The 23,488-nt window shown below is 44.6% G+C and carries 20 protein-coding genes and 1 pseudogene; 7 read left to right on the top strand and 14 right to left on the bottom strand.

All coding sequences use genetic code 11. The features are described from left to right. Positions 1-88: 88 nt before the first annotated feature. The 8 genes from IGI72_RS06285 to IGI72_RS06250 all read right to left on the bottom strand — a co-directional run bounded on the left by IGI72_RS06285 (position 89) and on the right by IGI72_RS06250 (position 8,342). On the bottom strand, positions 89-448 hold the full coding sequence (locus IGI72_RS06285) for a DUF1304 domain-containing protein (RefSeq protein WP_332282764.1): 360 nt from the start codon (positions 446-448) through the stop codon (positions 89-91). 2 nt (positions 449-450) lie between these two features. After that, complete coding sequence (locus IGI72_RS06280) at positions 451-738, bottom strand: putative quinol monooxygenase (RefSeq protein WP_016608137.1); 288 nt, start codon at positions 736-738, stop codon at positions 451-453. Positions 739-752: 14 nt separating this feature from the next. Further along, positions 753-1,388 carry a nitroreductase family protein gene (locus tag IGI72_RS06275; RefSeq protein WP_008378805.1) on the bottom strand — a complete coding sequence of 212 codons (636 nt, stop codon included), beginning with the start codon at positions 1,386-1,388 and terminating at the stop codon, positions 753-755. 14 nt (positions 1,389-1,402) lie between these two features. Further along, positions 1,403-1,810 carry a MarR family winged helix-turn-helix transcriptional regulator gene (locus tag IGI72_RS06270; protein WP_034857624.1) on the bottom strand — a complete coding sequence of 136 codons (408 nt, stop codon included), beginning with the start codon at positions 1,808-1,810 and terminating at the stop codon, positions 1,403-1,405. A 209-nt stretch (positions 1,811-2,019) separates the two neighbouring features. Then, positions 2,020-4,686 (bottom strand): cation-translocating P-type ATPase, encoded by a 2,667-nt coding sequence (locus IGI72_RS06265; RefSeq protein WP_438753472.1) that lies wholly within the window; start codon positions 4,684-4,686, stop codon positions 2,020-2,022. Positions 4,687-5,452: 766 nt separating this feature from the next. Then, the gene (locus IGI72_RS06260; protein WP_375806277.1) at positions 5,453-6,367 is read right to left on the bottom strand and encodes a cation diffusion facilitator family transporter; all 915 of its coding nucleotides are present in this window, start codon (positions 6,365-6,367) and stop codon (positions 5,453-5,455) included. 177 nt (positions 6,368-6,544) lie between these two features. After that, positions 6,545-7,684, bottom strand: coding sequence for an LCP family protein (locus tag IGI72_RS06255; protein ID WP_086292080.1), 1,140 nt, complete (start codon positions 7,682-7,684; stop codon positions 6,545-6,547). A 193-nt stretch (positions 7,685-7,877) separates the two neighbouring features. Further along, positions 7,878-8,342: a VOC family protein gene (locus tag IGI72_RS06250; protein WP_086338456.1), complete on the bottom strand. Its 465-nt coding sequence runs from the start codon at positions 8,340-8,342 to the stop codon at positions 7,878-7,880. A gap of 77 nt (positions 8,343-8,419) precedes the next feature. Between IGI72_RS06250 and IGI72_RS06245 the strand changes: the two genes are divergently transcribed. The 5 genes from IGI72_RS06245 (at position 8,420) to IGI72_RS06225 (ending at position 13,973) form a co-directional block, all read left to right on the top strand. After that, positions 8,420-9,352 carry a helix-turn-helix transcriptional regulator gene (locus tag IGI72_RS06245; RefSeq protein ID WP_271813741.1) on the top strand — a complete coding sequence of 311 codons (933 nt, stop codon included), beginning with the start codon at positions 8,420-8,422 and terminating at the stop codon, positions 9,350-9,352. Between the two features lie 74 nt (positions 9,353-9,426). Beyond that, positions 9,427-9,786, top strand: coding sequence for a hypothetical protein (locus tag IGI72_RS06240; RefSeq protein ID WP_225000933.1), 360 nt, complete (start codon positions 9,427-9,429; stop codon positions 9,784-9,786). Between the two features lie 150 nt (positions 9,787-9,936). Then, positions 9,937-10,476 (top strand): GNAT family N-acetyltransferase, encoded by a 540-nt coding sequence (locus IGI72_RS06235; RefSeq protein WP_438753467.1) that lies wholly within the window; start codon positions 9,937-9,939, stop codon positions 10,474-10,476. Between the two features lie 15 nt (positions 10,477-10,491). Continuing rightward, positions 10,492-12,222 carry an ABC transporter ATP-binding protein gene (locus IGI72_RS06230; protein ID WP_438753465.1) on the top strand — a complete coding sequence of 577 codons (1,731 nt, stop codon included), beginning with the start codon at positions 10,492-10,494 and terminating at the stop codon, positions 12,220-12,222. Further along, positions 12,219-13,973 carry an ABC transporter ATP-binding protein gene (locus IGI72_RS06225; RefSeq protein ID WP_115232141.1) on the top strand — a complete coding sequence of 585 codons (1,755 nt, stop codon included), beginning with the start codon at positions 12,219-12,221 and terminating at the stop codon, positions 13,971-13,973. The genes IGI72_RS06230 and IGI72_RS06225 overlap by 4 nt, the downstream gene beginning before the upstream one ends. 67 nt (positions 13,974-14,040) lie before the next feature. On the opposite strand, the gene IGI72_RS06220 is transcribed toward IGI72_RS06225, so the two are convergent. The 6 genes and pseudogenes from IGI72_RS06220 to IGI72_RS06195 all read right to left on the bottom strand — a co-directional run bounded on the left by IGI72_RS06220 (position 14,041) and on the right by IGI72_RS06195 (position 20,048). Further along, positions 14,041-14,313: a GNAT family N-acetyltransferase gene (locus IGI72_RS06220; protein ID WP_010747845.1), complete on the bottom strand. Its 273-nt coding sequence runs from the start codon at positions 14,311-14,313 to the stop codon at positions 14,041-14,043. Continuing rightward, positions 14,301-14,579 (bottom strand): (4Fe-4S)-binding protein, encoded by a 279-nt coding sequence (locus IGI72_RS06215; protein ID WP_015509363.1) that lies wholly within the window; start codon positions 14,577-14,579, stop codon positions 14,301-14,303. The genes IGI72_RS06220 and IGI72_RS06215 overlap by 13 nt, the downstream gene beginning before the upstream one ends. 191 nt (positions 14,580-14,770) lie before the next feature. Next, complete coding sequence (locus IGI72_RS06210; protein ID WP_438753462.1) at positions 14,771-16,963, bottom strand: alpha-galactosidase; 2,193 nt, start codon at positions 16,961-16,963, stop codon at positions 14,771-14,773. Between the two features lie 40 nt (positions 16,964-17,003). Continuing rightward, a pseudogene (locus IGI72_RS06205) lies at positions 17,004-17,819 on the bottom strand (carbohydrate ABC transporter permease); the annotation flags it as partial. Between the two features lie 2 nt (positions 17,820-17,821). Next, on the bottom strand, positions 17,822-18,697 hold the full coding sequence (locus IGI72_RS06200) for a carbohydrate ABC transporter permease (protein WP_010747841.1): 876 nt from the start codon (positions 18,695-18,697) through the stop codon (positions 17,822-17,824). 61 nt (positions 18,698-18,758) lie between these two features. Next, positions 18,759-20,048: an ABC transporter substrate-binding protein gene (locus IGI72_RS06195; protein WP_016608159.1), complete on the bottom strand. Its 1,290-nt coding sequence runs from the start codon at positions 20,046-20,048 to the stop codon at positions 18,759-18,761. Between the two features lie 168 nt (positions 20,049-20,216). Here IGI72_RS06195 and IGI72_RS06190 point away from each other — a divergent pair, with 168 nt between their 5' ends. Continuing rightward, the gene (locus tag IGI72_RS06190; RefSeq protein ID WP_087627201.1) at positions 20,217-21,740 is read left to right on the top strand and encodes a response regulator transcription factor; all 1,524 of its coding nucleotides are present in this window, start codon (positions 20,217-20,219) and stop codon (positions 21,738-21,740) included. Beyond that, positions 21,737-23,440 carry a sensor histidine kinase gene (locus IGI72_RS06185; RefSeq protein WP_213355123.1) on the top strand — a complete coding sequence of 568 codons (1,704 nt, stop codon included), beginning with the start codon at positions 21,737-21,739 and terminating at the stop codon, positions 23,438-23,440. The genes IGI72_RS06190 and IGI72_RS06185 overlap by 4 nt, the downstream gene beginning before the upstream one ends. Positions 23,441-23,488 lie beyond the last annotated feature (48 nt).

The following is a 23,488-nucleotide window of genomic DNA, read 5'->3' as shown; positions in this document are numbered from 1 at the left end:
TTGCCCAAACATTAAAAGCCCCCGAGCGAAGAAAGCTTCTATTGTATAGAAAAGCTTTCTTCGCTCGGGGGACTTCTTCTTTTATTGGTTAAAAAAAGGTGGATAGCAAGGCAAGGATCGCTAGACCGCCTTGGGTCAAAATAATTTTCTTGTTGCTAGTCACACTGCCATATGCAGCTACTAAGATAATGTAGATCAACAGCAAGCGACTGATTTCCAATGGCGCTGAAGCAAAGGTAATACTATACAGTAACCCCAAACCGATCAGCCCATTGTAAACCCCTTGGTTTTTGAACAAGGTCACGACGATCGGTCGTTCAAGTTCTGCTTTCGTCACGTTGAAGATCCGCGCTGTTGCTTTGGACGTAGTGGCAAATGTTTCTAAATAGAGAATATAGAAAAATTCTAAGGCAACCAGTACAATCAAAATCGTCGATAAAATCGTCATCTTTATTCTCCTTGATGAGCGACAACGATCTCGCTCGGTTTGGCTGCAAAGTCAGGCATTTGTTGGAATAATTGTTGCAGCAGCGGGTTTTGATTGTGAGCGGTGATCGCTTCTTGATTCGCCCATTTTTCGACCATGACAAACCGATTGTTCTCTTCCAATGATTCATAGAGATGATAGCCGTGGCAGCCTTCCTCAGCTCTCGCCGATGCTAATAATGGCGTAACAGCGGCTAAAAAATCTGCCCGCTTTTCTTCTTTGATGTAAAACGTTGCATTAATGATTTCCATCGTTTTCCCTCCTCTTATAGAAATGTCGTAATTTGTTCTGCGTCTAACCGAACGGATTCATAGCCTAATTCTTTGGCTTTTCCGACTGAAAGGATCATGACAGGAACATAACGTTCTTTGTCTAAGCCAAAAGCTTCGGCTAATTGATCTGCTTCAAAGCCGCCGATTGGGTTGGTTTCATAGCCATGCGCCCGCGCAACTAACATAAATTGCATGGCAGCTAAACTAGCGTCGATCTTCACCACATCATTCATTTGTTCTTTTGTAAGATTTTCGTAATGAGGAATGATCGCTGCTAATTGTTGGTCACGTACTTCTGCTGGCATTTTGCCTTCTGCTACTGCTTTGTTATAGATTTCTTCTCCTAGTTCATGACAAAGCATATCACCAAAAATCAAGACCATTGCAGAAGAGGTATCATTTTGACGGACGTTGAAACGAATCAACGGTTTCAATTTTGCTTTTTGCTCATCGCTTTCCACAACGACAAAGCGCCAAGGCTGCATATTGACTGAGGAAGGTGCTGTCGTTGACTCTTGGATCATGGTCAACATTTCTTCATGGGGGATTTTGTAGGTTTCATCATAGACACGAACCGATTTTCGGCCAAAGGTGATCTCTGAAAAATTGTTATTGCTATATTCTGTCATGGGTTTGCCTTCTTTCATGGAACTAATTTCATAAGTAATGTTAGAAGCTGTGCTTCTTCTTTTTCGGTCAAATTGATGCCTAACGACTCCTCAGAGCTGGCATGCTTTGAAGCACAACTAGCCAAATCGGCTTGTGCTTTCGGTGTCAAAGAAACAAAAATCTCGCGGTTATTGTCTTTGTTTCGTTCCCGTGTCACAAATTGTTTTTCTTCGAGAATCTTCAAATGCCGCGTGACCGCTGCACTATCGATCTTCAATTCATTCTGTACTTGATTTTGGGTACAGCGTCCTTGCTCATTCAAAAACTGCAGCAACTGATAACGGGTCAGACTAAAGCCAGTCTCTTTTTCAAAGATCGCCGTTAATTCTTGATTCACGATTTTCATCCGATACAGCAATCCGCTTAGCTCACGTAAATTCATTGCATAAACCGCTCCTTTCATCGTTGACTTATCAACTGTTGACTAGTCAAGTATAAATCATTTTCTTTTGCTTGTAAAGAGTAAGCAAAAAAGACCCGCAGCTAGGCGAACTTCATCAAGAATCGAATCAGAAATTCTTTGATGAAGGTACACCAGCAGGCTGCGGATCTTCGTTACTCCAGTATTGAGAAAATACGGTAGAATTTATTTTATTTTAATTGGAAGAGTTTCTTCAAGCCCATCACGATCAGTGTAGAGATCGCTGCAGCAGCGAAGATAATGCCCCACGTGCCAGCTTGAATCGGCATCGTATCCAATAGCTCATTCATAAACGGTACATAGACCGCTGAAAGCTGTAAGCCGACGGAAAGGAGCAATGCCCCCATCAATGGTTTGTTTTTCAAGAGGGTTTTGTCTAAACCAAAGCCGCTGCTCTTACGAACGTTGAAAATATGCATTAATTGCGCCACTGCCATAAAGGTAAAGGTTGCTGTTTGTGCATAAAGCAACTCGTGATCCGTCAGCATCAGGAAGTTGAAGAAGCCAAACGCCACCAAACCAATCACGACCCCACTTAAAATGATGCGTCCTAAGAAACGCTTGTTAACGAGGCCATCCGCTTTTGTGCGGGGCTGGCGCTTCATAATGTCGTCTTCAGCTGGTTCAAAGGCTAATGCCATGGCTGGAGCAATATCGATGACTAGATTCAAGAAAAGGATATGCAGCGGTTGGATCGGCATAGGCATCAAGAAAATGACACTTAGAAAGATTGTCACGATCTCAACCATATTACAAGAGAACAGGAAGGAAACATATTTTTTGATGTTGTCAAAAATGATGCGTCCTTCTTTGATAGCATCGACGATCGTTCCAAAACGGTCATCCGTCAAAATCATATCGGAAGATTCTTTGGCTACTTCTGTCCCACGAATCCCCATGGCGATCCCGATATCGGCGCCGTTGAGTGCTGGCGCATCGTTGACCCCATCGCCAGTCATTGAAACGATATCGCCTTCTTCGCGCAACGCTTCCACAAGCTGTAATTTATTTTTTGGTGAAACTCGAGCAAAGACAGCGACTTCTTCGATTTTTTCGTTAAAGCCTTCTTGCCCTGCCAATTCATCGATCTCACGACCCGTCATGGTTTTTTCATGGTCTTTTAAGCCAATTTCTTTGGCGATCATGGATGCCGTCTTCGGATGGTCCCCCGTGATCATTTTCACTCGGATCCCCGCTTCTTGTGCGACCTTCACTGCTTCTTTGACATCTGTTCGCGGTGGGTCGACGATGCCCGCAAAGCCTTGGATCTTGATTTCCTGTAGTGCTGCTTTCAGCTCTGCTTCGTCCGTTCCACCTCGATAATCCTTGATGCAACCGACAGCGATCACCCGCTGCCCATGACTGGCTAACGTGTCATTGTATTCATGAAGCTGTTCTTTTTCTTTGGCATCAGCATCGGCTAAATCAATCAAGACATCTGGTGCCCCTTTGATGATCAATGTCCGTTGCTTTCCTTCATACACGGTCACCATGTATTTGTTGTCGGAATCAAAGGGCATTTCTGCGATTTTCTTCAGCCCGCTGTCCTGCTCTTTTTGGCGATCGATGCCGATTTTTTGACCTAAAACGACGAACGCCCCATCTGTTGGATCACCGAGGATCTCGTATTGCCCTTCGTTTTCACGTAAAGTGGCGGTGGTACATAAAGCACCGTTTTCGATCATCCCTTGCAGCGCATCATGATTGGCTGCATCGATCTCGGTGTCATCCTCCGAGTCTGCCTTGTAAAATTTTCCGTTGGGTTCATACCCATTTCCTGTCACTTTGAACATTTCTCCTGAACCTAAAATGATCTCAGCAACCGTCATTTGGTTTTCTGTCAGCGTCCCCGTTTTGTCACTGGCAATGATACTGGTGGCGCCCAAGGTCTCAACAGCTGATAACGATTTGACCAGTGCTTTGTGCTCGGCCATCGTCCGCATGCCTCGGGACAATGTGATGGTCGAAACGGCTGGCATTGCCTCAGGTATCGCTGCGACCGCCAAAATAATCGAGATATGGATCATTTCGACAAATGGTTGATTCGTCAAGACCCCAGCGATCAAAACTGCCACCGCAGCAAAAAGCGCGGCAATAATGATTGCTTTTCCTAGCTTGTCCAATTCGATATCTAACGGCGTTTGACGCTTTTTGTCACCCGTCAGCATGTCACTGATTTTTCCGACCTCAGTCTTCATACCGGTTTCTGTCACTACAGCATAGGCATTTCCCCGAGTTGCCGCAGTTCCTGCGAAAACGACATTGCGGCGATCGCCTAGTGGAACATCTTCTTCATAGGTTTCTCGTGCATCTTTTTCCACAGCTTCTGACTCACCGGTCAGCGCTGATTCGATGCAGGCAAAGTTGCTCGTTTCAAGTAAGCGGGCATCAGCCGCAATGGCATCCCCTTCTTCCAGAACGAGAATATCGCCTGGAACGATTTTTGCCGACTCGATCTCCATTACTTCTCCATCACGAATCACTTTTGCGGTAGTGTAAATCATGCTTTGAAGAGAATCAATTGATTTTTGTGCTCGTAATTCTGTGATAAAACCTGTCATTACAGCAATCACCACGGCAATCAATACTGCAATTCCTTCAATCGTTTCCCCCATCGCAAAAGAGAGTAACGCAGCTGCTAGCAATAAATAAACAATCAAGTTGTTCAAGTTATGCCACAGCAATTCCCATACAGAAAGGGATTCTTGTTGCTGGATCGTGTTTTCTCCGTATTTTTCTAAGCGTTTGTCGGCTTCTTTCCCGCTTAGGCCTTGCTTGCGGTCACTTTCAAAATGTTTCAAGGTCTCTTCAGTCTTTTGCTGGTAAAATTTTTCCATCAAATTCCTCCTTTAAATTATAAACTTCTTGCCGAGGGTTTCCACGTTTCTGAAGGGATAAATCGGTACAGATACCTTGCACAGTCATTTTTTGATTTGAATCGGTTCAGGCAATTGCTGAGTGAAGGGAATATAACCAATAAGAAAAGCAAGCGCAGGTTGACTGGCTGAGGGAATAGGTATGTGTGTTGAGCATCGATCATTTTGCGAGCAATGAAGCAGCTGCTTTTAATCGTCGCAAGTGATCTTTCTATGTACGTACTTTGTGAAAAAACCATCCGGCCTACTTCTAACCTATCATGGATGAAGATGTTCGCAAAGGATTTTGCTTCACAAGTGGTGTAAAAAAACAGTCGTAACAAAATTAGCACCACCGCTTTTGGTGACGATTGGGCAGCATGTCAGTAATGCCAAACAGGTACTCGTTTCGGTGTTTTCTTAATAATCTAAGCTTTTGCTATGTTGTGATTTACAATGTTACAACTCTAGCAAAAAAATAACTTTAAAAAGAGAACGCTTGCTGTCTTTACTTTATTTTAACAAAAAACAACAAACTTTTGAACAAAAAAATTGTTTATTGCTAAAAAAACAATTGAATTGCGACCTCTCGCTGACATTCTCCTTCCTGATCGCCAGAAAAGATTGAAGCAAAACAAGCCATTGATCCATTGTGTTCATATAAAACAAGCACGCCAATACCCCAAAAAAGCATTCCTCGTTTGAATGATAAATCACCAACCGAGGAATACTTCGTATCTATTCTAATTTAAGAGGGAACTTCCTCACTCTCGATGTAGCAATAGACTCGCAGATCAGGCAAAGCCTGTTTGATCCGCTGTTCGATGGTATCGATAAATACGCTTGGTTCTTCGGGTCCTAACTTCAAGGTAAGGTCGGCGACGATCAAAAGTTCTTCTGGGCTTAGATGGAGGGTTCGCAAATCTTTGATTTGGATGATGGCAGGGTCGGCTAAAATTCGTTTGATCGCCATTAAATCAGAAGCAGAAGCGCCTTCTCCAATCAAGAGGCTATAAAATTCTTTGGCTAAAAAGACAGCAGCAACAATCAGCAACAATCCACCCAAAATGCCGCCGAGGGAATCAAATATCGGATTATCCGTCAATGCGGTCAATAAGATTCCTGCGATGGCGATCGTCACACTACCTAAGGCAAACAAATTTTCCGTGAAGCCTAAAAGCAGATCGGAATCGCGGCTTTCTTTTAAGAAACGGACGAGGGGCTGTTTTTGCTTGTTTTGTTCTTTGACTTCTTGCCACCCCTCTTGAACAGCTGTCACTTCAATGAACAAACTGACAAATAAGATCGCTGCCACCAGCTGGAGCTGTTCCACTTCGTGGGTGGGGTCTAGTAGATCACGGCTGGCTTCAACCACCGCTAAAATCCCACCACCTAAAAAAACTGTCATGGCAACTACAGTACTAAAAAAATAGGTCGCTCGTCCTTCACCAAATTGATGCAGTTCGCTGCGTCCTCGCTGTGCTCGGTTTTCACCGATGGCTAGAAGTCCTTGATTGATGCAATCGATCAGACTATGGATACTTTCGTTCATCAAGACAGCACTGCCGCTAAAGAAGTAGCCGATGGCTTTCATGATCAACCCTAAGACATGGGTCAGCAAAACGATTCTACGGGCTTTTTGCTCTTGCTGTTTTTCCATCATACTTCCTCCTTCGGTGTCGGACTCGCTGTAACAAGCTGTCTCTTTTCTTAAGCATAGCACTGCACTTCCTAGATGAAAACGAAAGTGGCTTGCGGGTCTGACCTTGTCTTCACTGGGGTTTAAAAAGGACTGAGGGCACAAAAAAAGTCAGGATCGCTCCTGACTTTTTTCTCTTGATTAGTAGCCGGTTCCGTCATCAACGACTTCCGAGCCGTATCCGTCGCCAGTTCCTGCACCGGTTTCGGTTCCTGTATCGGTACCTACGCCGGTTTGGGCTTCTGTATTCGCATCTGCTTGTGTATCTGCTGGTGCTTGACCTAATGCTTTCAACATATCGTTACGAATTTCATTGTAAGAATAGTCTTGAATATATACGATCGATTGTCCATCATAAGATTCCCCATCGTACCATTCAAAGGTATGTTTTTGAATATCGAATCCAGACAACATATTGCCTGCTAAAGATACTAAGTCTTCAAACTTGAAGTTTGTATTCACGTCTTCGCTGACTGAGTCTAAGATTTCTTGGTACTTGGTGACATTATTGATTTTCAAAGCTTGGTGGATCGCTGCTTCAATAACTTCTTGCTGACGATTTCCTCGATCCACATCGGTATCCATTTTACGGATGCGGGCAAAAATCAAGGCTTGTTCACCGTTCAACAATTGACGACCTTCTGGAATCAATGTTTCTCCCGTGTTGTCTGAAGTATATTTCTTGTTGATGTCGTAAGGCACATCAACAGTGATCCCTCCGATGGCATCGATGATTTTCTCAAAACTGGTAAAATTGATGTTTACGTAATAGTCAATTGGCAATTGCAGGTAGTTTTGGACTGTTTCAATCGTTGCGTCTTCCTCACCAATCGTGAATGCACTATTGATCTTGGCGGTAGCAGCAATCGTCCCGGTTCCTGTTCCATCATAAATGTTGGTCCAAATGTCTCGAGGGAGACTGACCATATCGATTTTCTTGTTTTCGCCATCGTACACCATGTAAATCAAACTGTCGGTACGGGCACTGTCCAAATGTTCTGTCTTTTCACGTTCCGCATCATTATCAACACCCATTAACAAGATCCCAAACTTTGAATTCACGTCTGAAGCTTTTAATGAGTTGTCCTGTTTACTTTTATTAGAGCTGATCACAGCGGATTCTTTAAACATTTTATCCACTGAATTTTTTGCTGCATAATACGTATAGCCGGCAAATAAAACGATGCCTGCAATGGCGAAAAGAAAGATTCCTCCAATAATCACGCGTTTGTTGCGCGCTTTGTGGGCTCTTTGCTGTTTATATCTCGTCTTTCTATCCATAGTGCCTCCTTCATTTCTCCTGAATTGCTCTCCCCGATTGTACCAGAATTTTTACGATCCGCCTATTTTTTTAAGAAGTTTTATTCTTTTTCTGTGAAGTCCTTTAAACATTCCTTAAAAATAATTCTGGGATTGAAAGAAACTTGGATAATTAGTCAACTTCTATGGATATTTTATTAAAAAACGAGTTTTTTCATTCACCCTTTTTGGAGGGATCAACTTCTTTTTCGACAGTCAGCTGAATAATTACACCAAAGGGATCGCGAACACTTGCATAAAAAAACGCAAAAGCATTCTCACTTGGTGCTTGGATCGTCTGACTGCCTTTTTGCCTCAATCGTTGATAAAGCTTCTGAGCTATTTGGCTCTCCGCTAGCGTCAAACTCAGTGACAAGTGATTGCCTCGCTGAATCGTCTCTCCTTCAACTAATGGATTGTCTGCCAGCTGTAACTGAAAATCTCCGATCTGTAGGATGGAGTGAGAAAGATACTGTTCTTGTCCCGCAAGAATCTCCAGCGTTGGATCAAGTCTCTCACGATACTCCTGGTTGGTGATGGCAAATAAGAGGGTTGCGTCTAGTGTTTCTTGATAAAATTGAATGGCTTCTTGGGCTTTGCCGTCTAAGGTTAAAAACAAAGCGATTTTTGGTTCGATCATTTGTTGGTTCCTCCTTTTCTTGTTACCATAAGTGTAACTGTGAATATTGCCAAAACTTGGCACCATTGGAGAAAGAAATGAAAAAATCAGAACGCTTAACACAGGAACTATTGTATTTACAAGGAAAAACCACTTTTCATCTAGCCGATTTGATGGAAACCTTCGCAATCTCAAAACGTACAGCCGTCCGTGATGTCCAATCATTGGAAGAGCTGGGCTTGCCTCTCGTGGTAGAAACCGGTCGTTATGGCGGCTATCAGATTTTGAAAAATCAACTGACCCCCTTGTACTTTGACAAAAATGAACGGTATACCCTTTTCTTTGCTTTGCAGCTCTTACAAAAATTAACCGATTCTCCTTTTGATCGGAGCTACCAAGGGCTACGGCGAAAACTGTTGCAGTCTTTTTATCAAGGAGACACCGAGTGGTTAGAAAAAATGGAGACGGCGGTTTCGTTTCAAGGGGTTCCTCAATTGACGAGTGCGCCGATCCTTTCAGCACTTTTTTCAGCGATCGTACAAGAACAGGTCATCCAATTTACCTATCAGCGTTATCAAAAAACGAACAAGACCGTACAACCCTATCAGCTGGATTTTCGTGCTGGCTACTGGTACTGTTTGGCCTATGACTGTCAAAAGCAGGCTTTTCGCCGCTATCGCTGTGATGCAATGCAGGGACTTGCTCCGACTGAAAAAACAGGCTATACCTTGCAGCAGTTAGCTGAAAAACAGCTGCAGCAACAAGTGTTGACACAAACACTGGGCTATCACATCCGCTTTGATCTATCGGCAAAGGAACGCTTGTGGCAAGAAAAATATCCTGACATGGCAGTGGTGGAACGTCCTAGCGAGCTTTGCTTAGAGGGGCACATTGCCGACAATGAGCTGGGTTTTCTGGCTGATTTTCTCTTACAATTTGGTCCAACTATTAAAGAAATCCACCCGTTAGTCCTCAAACAAGCGTATACTGAAAAAGTTCGGCAAATGCTGCAGCCATTTGCAACGGACTGACCGCTTTCCTGCATTGATTACTGATTGCTTGCTTGCGCCGAAACTGATTCTAATTGATAAGGAGTTTTCTACCCATGTTTCTTTTAAATAAAAAAACCTTCCAAGCGTTGGCTGCCCCCTATAGGACAGAAGGGGCTGCCATCGGCTATGCAAAATGGCAGTCCTTCAACGCCATCACCAGCCGTAGCCTGCTCGTCTTGGATAATCAGCAATTGACGATTTTGGCGTTGAATCTTTTCTCGACAAAAGTCGTGCAGCACAAAAGCATACCGCTTGCTGAGCTGAAAAAACAGCACAAAGATCCTGTTGTAGGGATGCTCGTCCCGATTCGCTTTACTTATAAAGGGGAAACCTACCGTTTTCAAATGCAGCGAGTGATCTTGCCCTTGGGAGATTGGCAAAAGACCTTTCTTGCCCGCTGGCAGTCGTGGTAAATGAGCAGCAACTGGCAAGGTTCGTTTTCCTAGAAAAAGACTTTTCCAGGGATTTACATTTTTTTTGCAAGAAAATGAATAGATTTTTCAGGGGATGTTTTCGGCTATTTCGTTCTATGGTAAGATGTCCCTAAAGAATTGGAGGCTGTTATGGGTTTTATTGCAAGTGAACGTTTACTGCTTCGTCCGTTTCAAGAAAGTGATTTTGCCGATACCTTTGCTATTTATCGGCAAGCGGAAGTCTGCCGTTTCTTACTTCATGAGCCTTGGCAGACAGAAACGGCACCTGCGGCTTTTGCCAAAAAATGCCAACAGCACGCCTTGACGGACCAAGCAGGTCTTTCTTTGGCAGTACTACACGATCAAACGGTCATCGGCGATTTGTCGGTGTGGTCTACTGGTCAGCCGTCTTCCGTTGAAATCGGCTATGCCTTCCATCCGTCATTTGGCGGACAAGGGTTTGCTCAAGAAGCATTGAAAGAATTGTTGGGCTGGTTGTTTGCCAGTCAGAAGATCCATCGGGTCCAAGCGACGCTAGACGCCCGCAATCAGGCCTCAGCCAAGCTTTGCCAACGCATTGGATTACGCCAAGAAGCACATTTTATCCAAGACTGGTGGAACAAGGGGGAATGGACCGATAGTTTGGTTTTTGCCTGTTTGGCCAGTGAACATCCTGCTCATCCGAAATAATTTAGGAGGTTTTTTATGATTAGCTTGTTACGCTATGCCAAGGATTATCGCAAACAGATTATTCTTGGTCCGTTTTTCAAATTTTTAGAAGCGGTGTTTGAATTGGTCCTGCCTTTGCAGATGGCCGCTTTAGTCGATGAGGGGCTACGGCAAAACAATTGGTCGAAAGTCGTTGAAATGACGATCTGGATGATCGTGATGTCTGTGGTAGGCATGATCTGTGCCGTCATCTGTCAGTATTATGCTTCCATCGCTTCTCAAGGCTTCGGGACGGAACTACGCAATCGCTTGATGAAAAAAATCAACACCCTTTCCCATAGCGAACTAAACTTATTCGGGACGGATACCTTGATCACCCGAATGACCAACGACATCAATCAGATGCAGATTGCTTTGGCGATGCTGATTCGGCTGGTGGTCCGTGCGCCCTTTTTAAGTATCGGTTCGGTGATTATGGCCTTTGTCATTGATTGGCAAGCTGGCTTGATTTTCCTACTCGTCTTACCGCTCTTTTGTATCGTCTTATTCTGGATCATCGCCAAAACCGTGCCATTATATAAGAAAGTTCAAATTCATCTCGACGAATTGAACGAACTAGTGAGTCAAAATTTAAGCGGGATTCGGGTGATTCGTGCTTTTGCCCGCACAAAAACGGAAACAAAACGCTTTGATAAAGCAACTGATGATTTAAGTGATGTCTATTTACGGGTCACAAATCTCTCTGCTTTATTGACGCCTGCCACCACCTTGATCATGAATGTCGGCATTATCGCGTTGTTTTATATCGGTGGATTCAAAGTCAATATTGGCAATTTGCAGCAAGGACAAGTGTTGGCACTGGTCAATTACATGAATCAAATGCTCTTAGCGTTGATCGTGGTTTCCAACTTAGTGATCATCTTTACCCGTGCCGCAGCATCTGGTTCACGGATCAACGAAGTGTTAGCCACTGAGCCGTCGATCGGTGATGAGCTTTCAGAAGTCTTTATGGATCAGCCGAAAAACAACGTCGGAGCGATTCGCTTTGAGCACGTTGATTTCCGCTTTTCAAAAGAATACGGATTAGCCTTGAAAAACATTGATTTCCAAGTCGCACCGGGGTCTATTTTAGGTATCACTGGACCAACCGGGAGTGGGAAATCTGCCTTGACCCAATTGATCCCCCGATTCTACGATGTGGCTGATGGCAAAGTGATCGTTGACGGGCACGATGTGCGGAAATGGCCTTTACAGCAATTACGCCAAAAAATCGCCATGGTGCCTCAAACCGCTGTGCTGTTTACGGGAACGATTCGAGAAAACTTGCAATGGGGCAAAAAAGATGCCACCGATGAAGAGTGTTGGCGAGCACTCGAAATCGCTCAAAGCCGCGACTTCGTTGAAGCCTTGCCGCAGCAATTGGATACCCCGATTTTTGAAGGGGGCAAGAACTTTTCTGGAGGACAAAAACAACGGTTAACGATTGCCAGAGCATTGATCGCTAAACCAGATATCTTGATTTTGGATGATTCTTTAAGTGCCCTTGACTATCAAACCGATCTTGATTTGCGGATGGCTTTAAAAGAAAGCATTCGTGGTACGGTCATCATCATCTCCCAACGGGTTCGCTCCATCCAAGATGCGCAGCAGATCTTAGTCTTAGACCAAGGGAATTTGGTAGGCAAAGGGACCCATGAAGAGCTACTGGCAACGTCAAAAGAATACCAAGAAATCGTGGCATCACAGGCAGAGGAGGAAGAAGCATGAAAAAGAAATCATTCGATTGGTCGGCCTTTCGTCGCTACCTCCCTTATTTGACTGCCTACGCGAAGGAAACTTGGGCAGCAGTTGTCCTCGGGATCGCAGCTGGTGTTTCCTCGGTTTATATGACGTATCAGATCGGTCAAGCCGTCGATCAGCTGATAGGTGCCGATCAAGTGCAGTTCAGCGCCCTCTATCGCATTTTGCTTTTGTTTGCCGGAGTGGTTTTAGTGACTGTGGTCAGTCAATGGTTGATCCAGCGACTAGGCAACCGCGTGGCGTATTTATCCGTCGCCGACTTACGTAAAAAAGGCTTTGCCCATCTCAATACATTGCCGTTGCGCTATTATGACCAAAACTCCCACGGCAACATCGTCAGTCGCTTTACCAACGACATGGACAATATTTCCATTGCCGTCGCTGCAGTCTTTAACCAGTTGTTCTCTGGTATTTCGGTCGTCTTGATCGCCTTAGTCGTCATGCTGCAAATGAGTGTGCCCTTAACGTTGGTCGTATTGGTTTCGACCCCGATCATCTTTTTGGTCAACTGGATCGTGGCACGAACGTCTCAATCGCATTTTGCTCGCCAACAAGAAATCGTCGGCGAAATTTCTGGCTTTGTTACGGAAATGATCGGCAATCAAAAAATCGTCAAAGCCTTTGATCGAGAAACCATCAACCAAAACCGTTTTGAAACGATCAACCAAGAATTGAATGTTCGGGGGCAAAAAGCACAGTTTTCTTCTTCTTTGACCAACCCCCTTTCACGATTCGTCGATCACTTAGCGTATCTGTCAGTCGGCTTTGTCGGCGGTCTGCTTTACTTTTCTGGTTCAGGTGCCGTCACGGTTGGGGTGATCTCCAGCTTTACAATCTACTCCAGTCAGTTTTCGAAACCATTCATTGAATTGTCGGGAATTACCACCCAGATCCAAACGGCATTAGCTGGACTTTCAAGAACCTTTGAGCTATTGGATCAAGAGCCCGAAACAGCCGATGACCAAGAATCTCAATCACTGGGTGAGATCAAAGGCGAGATTGCCTTTGAGGAGGTTTCTTTTGCTTATGATCCTGGTCAAAAATTGATTGAAGATTTCACTTTTACCGCAAAACCTGGAGAAACCGTCGCGATCGTCGGAAAAACTGGTGCTGGTAAATCGACGTTGGTCAATTTATTGATGCGTTTCTATGATGTCGATAAAGGGGCAATCAAGATCGATGGCACCGATATTCGTCAGTTGAAACGAGAAGAATTACGGCAAAGCTTCGGAATGGTTTTGCAGGATACGTGGCTCTTTGATGCCTCTTTACGAGAAAACCTGCAATACGGCAATGACACTGCCACAGATGAAGAAATCTACGAGGCCTTAAAGCATGCCTATATGTATGAGTATGTGATGCGCCTACCAGAAACACTAGATACACCGATCGGTCATCAAGGGATCAAGATCTCTGACGGGCAACGGCAGCTCTTGACGATCGCCCGCACGATGATCAGCAACCCACCCATGCTGATTTTGGATGAAGCAACCAGTTCGGTTGATACTCTGACTGAGAAAAAAATCCAAGATGCTTTCTTGAAAATGATGGAAGGCAAAACCAGCTTTGTGATCGCCCATCGCTTATCAACGATTCGAGCAGCAGACAAGATCCTCGTGATGGATGCCGGTCAAATCGTGGAGCAAGGCACCCATGAAGAATTACTGGCAGAACAAGGCTATTACTATCGCCTGTACCATGCTCAATTCCAACATTGATCAGCCATACCACAAACCCCCATCAGCTCAACGGTACCTGCTTGAGCTGACGGGGGTCTTTTTTTATTTATTGGTTCCAAACATCGGCATATTCTGGTTTGCGTTCAAATTCTTTTTTGGCAAAGGGACACAAAGGAATGATTTTCTTTTGTTCTTTGCGGGCTTTTTCCACCCCTTTTGCCACTAGTTTTTCGGCCAGACCTTGGCCCCGATATGCGGGATCGACAAAGGTATGGTCAATGATCAAGCGCGTTTCGCCCGCTTCCGACCACGTCATTTCACCGATTTCTTTGTCGCCGTCTTTTAACACAAATCGAGTGTTTTCTTCTAAGATTTCCATGGTTCTTCCTCCTTTAATATGTACTTTAATGCACCGCTTGGGCAAGTATGGATCACTTGTGCCGCTTGCGCTGCTTCCCCGTTATCAGGAATCACCCATGGGCGCCGTCCAACTTCAAAAATAGCGGGATTGCCCCGCACACAGTTGCCGCTGTGGGTGCAGATCTCTTTGTTGTAATAAATATCGATCGCTTCGCCACGATACTTCCGATATCCTGCAGCAATCAACCCTGCTTCTGTTTCCTTGCCTAGTGGCTGTTCGTCCATGTTGAACACCCTCCTCTTATTGATTGTCAGAAGCAAACTGCCTGCCTCCTCTTTCATCATACGACTTCTCGAGAAAAAAATAAATCATTTGTTCAAAAATAACCTCTCAGTTGCCGATCATTAGCCAAAAGCTTGCGGCAGCACAATAAAGCGTCCCGTCAAAACATGCTGCTTTGACGGGACGCTGATTTTCATTCGTGAGGCTCTTTTGCAACAAAATGAAACCGCTGCGTGGCGTAATCCCCTGCTAAATGAGGATCGATATACAACCCGAGCTGCATCAATTCATCGCCACCGAAGGTCTCTCCCCCACTTTGATAGGTAAGGTCAGGATCTAAGCCAGCCAGTTTTAAAGTAACCAATGGTGCAGAGGCTTCGGCTAAGACTCGGAAGTAAAAGACGATCGCTTCTTTTTTATCTGGGGAAACATACAGCCAGGCGGTGTCATTGCCTTCATAAGGGCTGAGCAGTCGAACAAAGCGACCCAACTGCAGCAGGCGCCGATGTTTTTTATAAAAAGCGATTTGTTCTTTGATCTGCGCTTTTTCTTCTTGTGTCAGCTGTGTCAAGTCAAGCTCATAGCCCAGTAAGCCAGACATCGCAGCATTGCCACGAATCGCTAGATCCGTTGCCCGTTGGGTCTGATGGTTCGGGATCGCTGAGACATGGGCACCCATGGTGGATGGCGGATAGACCAGACTGGTTCCGTATTGGATCTTCAGGCGGGCGATGGCATCGGTGTTGTCGCTGGTCCAAATCTGCGGCATATAATACAAGAAGCCAGCATCAAAGCGCCCACCGCCACCAGAACAGCCTTCAAACAGGATCGTTGGATAGGCAGTGGTCAGTTTTTCCAGAAATTCATACAAGCCCAGCAGATAGCGATGTGCAACCTCCCCTTGCTGGGCAGGATCGAGGAGCAAGGAATAGACATCCGACAGACTGCGGTTCATGTCCCATTTGATATAGTCGATGGCAACCGTATCAAACAGTTGGGTTAACTGGTGATAGAGATGGTCTCTGACATCTTGCCGAGAAAAGTCCAACACATACTGACTACGGCTAAGCGCTGGCTTGCGATTGGGTACTTGTAACAGCCAATCAGGGTGCTGTCGGTTTAGTTCACTGTCACCAGAAATCATTTCTGGTTCCAGCCAAAGCCCGAATTGCAGCCCTTTGTCATGGACTTTTTGGGCAAATCCTGCCAAGCCAGAAGCCAGCTTGCCTTCGTTTTCAAACCAATCGCCTAATGAGGTTTGGTCATCTTCTCGCTGACCAAACCAGCCGTCATCCAAAACAAACAGTTCGATTCCCAGCTCCTTGGCTTCATCAACGAGGGCATCTAGCTTTTCTTCATTGAAATCAAAGTACGTTGCTTCCCAGTTATTGATCAGGATCGGCCGTTCTTGCTTTTTGTATTTGCCCCGAATCAAATGCTCGTCATAAAAATCATGATAGGTGGCTGACAGCTGATTCAAGCCAGCCTCACTATAAGCGATCACGGCTTCTGGGGCTTGAAAGCTTTCAGTTGGCGGCAATTGCCAGGCAAATTGATGGCTGTTGATCCCCATGATCACACGGGTCTGTTGGTAAGGATCTTTTTCGATGATGGTTTCATGATTGCCGCTATATAGCAAGCTAAAACCAAAACACTCCCCAGCAAACTCCGTAGCATTAGGTTCCAGCAAGACGGCAAAGGGATTTTGCTGATGGCTGCTGGAACCCCGCTTGCTGTCTAAACGCTTGATGCCGCGATGGATGGGTTCTCGGGTCACTTGACGTTCCTTCGCCCACGCCCCTGGCAAGTGGATCAAATCAAAGGGACGGTTAGGAAAATCCAGGGATTGACTCGCCAGCTGTTCGATGGTAACAGGCTGGTTTCCATGGTTGATTATTTTACTTGAGCGGACGATCACTGCCGCCTCCTCAAAAATCGTGTAAAACAGCTGCAGTTCGAGTCCCGCCACGTCATCTTTTAAGGACAGAATCAGTGTTTCGATGCCGTCGTCGACCCCATGGGTCTGAGGCAATCCTGCTAAGGCTGGTTTGCCTTGTTGAATCTGGTAATCACTAAAGACAAAATGGCTGACTCGGCTGCCGTCAGACTGGCGAATCGTATAGGCAGCTTCTCGAAAGTCCCCGAAGACATTACCAGGAAACTCCAGCATCAAGGTGTCTAATGAGAAAAGCCGATCGCTACTGTCTGGGGGATTAGGTGAAAAGGACCGATCAAGGCGTGGGTAGCGATAGCCACCAGAATAATGGGCGATTTTCTTCCCAAAATAAAGGTGCGCCACATTGCCCCCTTCCTCTATCTGTAAGAGATAGCTGATTTGATCGTTGCTTAAATGAAAGACGTTTAGTTGTTTGTCAAAAAGAATCATATCGTACCCTCTACTTTGTATTTGTTTGCTGATGTCCCGCTTATTTCACGGATCCCAGCATCCCTTGGACAAATTGTTTTTGTAAAACGAAGAAAATGATGGCCGTCGGCAGCGTGGCGATCACGATGCCGCACATCATCATGCCATAGTCAGGTGTATAAGAAGCACCCATTGCTGAAAGAACCAGTGGAACGGTCCGTTTGTCTGGTGATTGCAGGGCAACTAATGGCCATAAATAATTGTTCCAGCTGCCCATAAACGTAATGATCGCGGCAGCTGCGTAGGTATTTTTAGCCGTAGGCATGTAGACTCTAAAGAAAATACTCAGTTCATTCAAGCCATCGATCCGAGCAGCTTCGACTAATTCTCTAGGGAATGCCTTGATGTTTTGGCGGAAAAAGAAAATCAAAAAGGCGGTACAGACTGAGGGCAAAATCACAACAGCGAAGGTATTGATTCCGATCGGTGTGCCGCTAAGTTTGCTGAACATCCGATAGAGCGGGATCATTAGCGCGGCAAAAGGCACCATCATCGACAGCAGGAGAATATTAAAGATGCGGTCTTTGGTTTTCGTCCGATAGATCTCAAAGCCATACCCTGCCATGGAGGAGAACAACAGCGCAAAGACGGTCGTAATCACGGCAATCACTGCGGAATTGCCTAATGCCCGAGTAAAATTCAAATCAGAAGAAAAGAGATTTTGGAAGTTGATCACCAATTGATCGCCAATCATGATTTTTCCAGCAACGATATCAAAGGTTTGATTGGTCATCCCTAGGATCATCCAGACAAATGGAAAAATAGAGATGAAAGCCAAAATCGCCAGAAAGACGTATTTTAAAGTGAGTGAGATTGTTTTCAATTTTCTTTTCCTCCTATTTTCGTTTGGATGATCGATAAGATCACGATCGCAATCACGATAACAAAGGACACCGCAGCGGCATACCCAAAGTTTGGCGTGAATTTGTAACTCAAATTGTAGATATATTGTGACAAGGTCGTCGTGGCATTGGCTGGTCCACCGCCAGTGATATTTTGAACTTCATCGAATAATTGCAGCGTACCGATCGTTGAGGTGATCGTGGTAAATAAGATGATTGGACGCAAGTTGGGAATCGTGATTTTGAAGAATTGATCCCATTTCGTGGCACCATCGATCTCTGCCGCTTCGTAAATACTTGGATCGATATTTTGCATGCCTGAGATGAAAAAGATCATATTGTAGCCAGTCCAACGCCACGTGATGGCAAAAATGATCAATACTTTTGCCCAGAAGGGATCCGTCAACCATTGGATCGGTGCATCAATCAGATGTAGCTGCGTCAAAAAGTTATTGACTAACCCATTTGCCGAAAAGAGACTTTTCATAATCAAGGAATAAGAAACCAAGGATGTGATACAGGGTAAAAACAAGGCGGTGCGGAATAGCCCTTTAAATTTCAATTTTTTGTCATTCAATATGTTCGATACGATCAGCGCCAAAAAGAGCATGATCGGAACTTGGACTAATAAGTATAAAAACGTATTTCCAAAGGCTTTTTTAAAGGTTGAGTCGCTCAACATCCGCTGATAGTTGCCAAGACCGTTAAAGGTCATCGCTGTCGGTGGTCCTGATTGGAATGACGTGAACAATGCCGAGACCATCGGAATAAAGACCAGCATCGTGATCAAAATGACGGGTAAGGTAATAAAGGCATTGCCGTTTGCAAACCAATTTTTTGTTTTGTTTTTCATTGTAATTCCCCCTTAACACAGAAACTCGCGATCGCTCACGAGTTTCTGCAAAGTTGTTCGATTAGTTTGCAATTTGTGCTTCCACTTGTGATTGTGCTTCTTCTAATACTTTATCAATGTCTTCGCCGTTGATCACTCGTTGCAAGCTTTCAGTCAAGACAGATTCAATGGCATAGGTGTGATTGCCGTAGTTCACGGCTGGAATTTCTTGTGACCATTGAGAGAAATCTTGGAAGACTTTTTGACCGCCATAGAAATCAAGCCCCGACGTATATTCTTCCGTTTCTTCTGCAGCATTCATGGTTGAAACCAAACCGATCTCGGTAGCTAATGTACCCATCAATTCTTTATTTGAAGCAAAGGTATTGGCTAAAAAGTCTTTGGCATTTTCTTCGCCGTCAACCCCTTTGATCACGTACCAGCCTGCTCCGCCGATGCTAGAAGCATTGACTGAATTGCTGTTGCCAGCGATAGATGGGATTGGAGCGATCGCCCATTTGCCGCTTTGGTCTTCCGCGCCTTGAATCGTGCTGGAATACCACGCACCAGTTGGCGCAGAAGCGACATTCCCCGATTGAACGGCATTGACCCCGCCATCCCAATCAGAAACTTGTTCAACTAAGCCTTCATTCAACAATGTTGCTAAGACAGTTAGACCAGCTTTGAAGGATTCATTGTCTTTGATGGTTACGGTGGAGCCATCTTCACCGGTATACCATTCGCCTGCCGATTGCATAATGATTCGTGCCAAGCCAAGATCGCTTGGGTCTAACGACATCATAGCGTGACCCGTTTTTTCTTTGACGTCTTTGGCGATGCTGATAAAATCATCCCAAGTAATATCTTGGAGATCAGCTTGCTCATAGCCTGCATCGGTCAAATAATCTGTGCGGTAAAATAGTCCTGCGACGCCACTGTCAAATGGCACCCCATAAATGACATCGTCGACTTTATTGACCGCAAATTTATAGCTGGAGAAATCCTCCTCATTCACGATATCCGTTAGATCACTAAACGCATCTGGATAAGAAGAAAGGTATCCTTGGATGCGGTAGTCTTCGATCAAAACGATATTTGGTAGTCCGTCCGTATTTCCAGATGCCAGACTCGTATTTAATTTTTGAACGATATCATCTTGTGACATCGTCACGACTTCCACATCGACATCTTGATTTTCATATACTTTTTTGGCTTCATTGACTGCCTTGATGTTGAAGGTCTCATCCCATGCCCAGACCGTGACTTTGTTTGAGGACTCGCCAGAATCCCCAGAGCTTGTGTTGCTGTTTCCGCAAGCCGCCAAAGTCAGCACTGCAGCCGCCGTTACCATCGATGCAAGTAGTTTTTTCATTTTTATCCCTCTTTCCTTTTATTTACATGGCTAACTATACACTGATTTTGTAACCGTATTCAATGATTATGAAAGAGCTTACTAAATTTGTCCAAAAATAGAAAAAAGTTACAATACCTTTCTTTTTTGAAAGCGTTTATAATAAAGAAGAGATATAGGGGGGATACCATGACTATTTTACGCACGGTCTTAGTCGTTGATGATGAGGCAACGATCCGAGATGGATTGAAACATATGATACGTTGGGAGCAAGAAGGGTTTCGTCTCTTAGGCGATGCAGCGAACGGGCAAGAAGCTTTGGCGCTGATCCATGAACTGAATCCCGACATCGTGATCACGGATTTGAAAATGCCACAAATGGACGGTCTTCAACTCACAACGATCATTCAACAACAATATCCAGAAGTCCATTTTTTGGTCTTGAGCAGCTACGATGATTTCCAATACGTCAGTCAGTCTTTTAGAAATGGTGCCGTAGATTATCTTTTAAAACCGACACTGACACCGACACTCTTGTTGAAGACGCTGCACAACATCTCACAAAAGCTGTCACATACAAAAGGCTCCGTGACTGAGGAGACGCAGCTGCAAGAATCGTTGAATCGCTATTTAGCAGGGTATGAAGAACCGTTGGCTCCTTTGGCGGACTACCTTGCATTAGATCAGTCGCAACAGCAAGCCCAAATTTTGACCACCAATTTTAGCGGCTTTCGTGCCAATGATCAGCTACTGCATGCATTAACGGAATTTACTCAATCACAACCGCAGGTAAAGACGCTCTTTTTTCAAACCAGTAACAAAGATGCCGGCTTAGTGATCAGTTATCCAGAAGGAATGGATGTTTATTCCTCTTTGAAAGAAACGTTGGAACAATTGCGTTTTACCGAGCCAGACGCCTTCTTTACTCTCAGTGTGCCCTTTCAAAAGATTGAACAGTTGCGGGACCATTTTGTGACGCTAAAAGCCAAAAGCCAAGGACAATCGTTTTTTTATAAACGACAACGGTTGGTGCCAGAACAAGAACTCTTTTTGTACATCGAAAGTGATCGCTTTGATACGAAGAAGTTCTTACGGGCTTTGTTAGACAACAACTTTTTATTAGGAATCACCAGAATTGAGGAATATTTTAATGACATGATCTTATCCAATGTCGATCCGACATTCTTAAAACAGCAGGCCAGCAGTATTTTTTACACGTTACTGTCCCGCTTGGAAGAAGAATTTCCCACTGCTCCACGCTTTAGCCGCTTAAAAGCCGAATTTTTGCATGCCATCGGTCACGTGCAGTATTTGGAAGATTTTTCTGATTTGTTGTTGGCGACCATTGATGATATTCGTCAACAGCTGACGACCTTATCACCGCTGGATGAAGATGATCTACTCGTTGCGATCCAGCGCTTCATTCAAGACAACTACACCAAAAGTCTGTCTTTGTCTGAACTAGCTGAAACCTTTCATTTTAGTTACACCTATCTTTCGGCTTTTCTTTCTGCGAAACTGAAAATGAGCTTTTCTGAGTATGTAAAGAAAACCCGCTTGGATAAAGCCAAAGAACTACTGACACAATCTGATCTGAATCTATCTGAAATCAGTGAAGCGGTCGGGTATTCGGATATCAGCTATTTTTCTCGCATCTTTAAGAAAGAATGCCAAGTCACCCCATCGAAGTATCGGCGGTTGAATCAATTATGAAAATCAACCAATGGATTCAGAAAAATGAATTATTCAGTCGGATCTTCCTCTTTGTTGTCGTCGGGGTCATTAGTGTTTGTCTGCTAACCGTCGTCGTGATCTATGGTCGCTCAAAAGATGCCTATGTTGCTTCGTACCAGAGTTCCAATCAGCTGCTACTGGAAAAAATCCAAGAAGATTATGAGCGTCTGAACGAGAATATCCATCGGATTTTTGACATCGTCGATGAAAGCAAAGCCGTTGAAACATACTTAGAAGGCGACATGAATCAAGGCCGTACGATTTTAGAATTAAACGAGCAATTAAAAGACACCCGCTCTTTGTTTCAAGACATCCCCTCGAATTTAGTGTTGATTGGGGTCAACGGGGGCACTTTCTTTCAAAACGATGCGGTTCGCAATCAATCAGTAGATGATTTTCTCGCCAGTGCCTTTATCCAGCAGATCAATGACAATGACGCCATCAGTCAGTATTATTTCTTAGATCAAGGCTTGAGCACCTCCACCAGCGACTCCCCTGGCTTGATGTACGTGCGCAAATTAATGAAAGAAGAAACGATTTTCGGCTATGCCCTGATTTTCTTAAAAGAATCCGATTTTTCTTCGATCTATCGTCAACTCTTAGATACCAGTCTTCACTCGATCTATATCGTCAATGAGCAAAATCAAATACTCTCCACTTCTGATCCGAGCCTTTTAGGCAAGCCGTTTGAAAATCGTCTTGTCACGGTCAAAAGAGATACTAGCATCAATCAGCTGCCCCTTTATTCGTATCATTTTACTTTTTACGATGTTTTGGATGAATCGCATCTAGTACGCAATATGAATCTGATCAAGCCAGCTCTTTTAATTTCTGTCGTCAGTATTTTACTCTTTAGTCTGCTGGCATTTTGGATCATCCGCAACATCACCCAACCGATTTATCAGCTGATCGCCAAGCTGCCTGCGGTCACACAAGGCGATTTCAGCGACAAGGTTACCATCAACGGGACGTACGAAACGCGAGAATTGGGGCGTGCGTATAACTTGATGCTAGAGGACTTAGAATCTTATGTCGATCATTTAATGGTTACAGAAGCCGAAAAACGTAAGTTCGAGATCCGCTCGTTGCAAATGCAGATCCAACCGCATTTTGTCTACAACACATTGACTGCCATCAAGTTTTTGATCTGGCAAAACGAACAAGAAGCCGCCACCCAAGCGATTGAAAGCTTTGTCCAATTGTTGCGGCACACCTTTAACCGCAAAGAGATCGTCCCTTTAAAGGATGAGCTAGCGATCGTGGAAGAATACCTCGTGTTAATGAACGTACGTTACGGCAATCGCATCCAATCAACGATTTTTTCAGAAGATGGCTGCGAAGATATTCTCGTACCGAAGATGATTTTGCAACCGATTATCGAAAATGCCTACCTGCATGCCTTTCCCGAAGAGGATTCAGGTTTGATCCAGATTTTTTCTCGCGTCAGTAAGGAAGGCCTGAAAATTGAGATCATCGATACGGGCATCGGGTTCAATGAAGAGCAGCCAACCAGCACCGCTAACCACTTTGAACACTATTCGGGTATTGGCTTGGACAATATTGATCAGCGTATCAAGCTGCTCTATGGGGAGAAATATGGATTGACTGTAGAATCACGCCTCAACGAAGGAACCACCGTTCGCTTGCTGCTGCCGATCCAGCGGGAGGAACAAAACTGAGCCAAAGAACTAGGTCTGCACTTTGCCGTTAGTTCTTCAATGCTTCGT

Origin of the sequence: Enterococcus sp. DIV1059_2, from assembly GCF_051713685.1 — a bacterium.
Taxonomy (GTDB): domain Bacteria; phylum Bacillota; class Bacilli; order Lactobacillales; family Enterococcaceae; genus Enterococcus_D; species Enterococcus_D casseliflavus.
The sequence above is the reverse complement of the archived record's forward strand: the minus strand, read 5'-3'. Positions and strand labels throughout refer to the sequence as shown.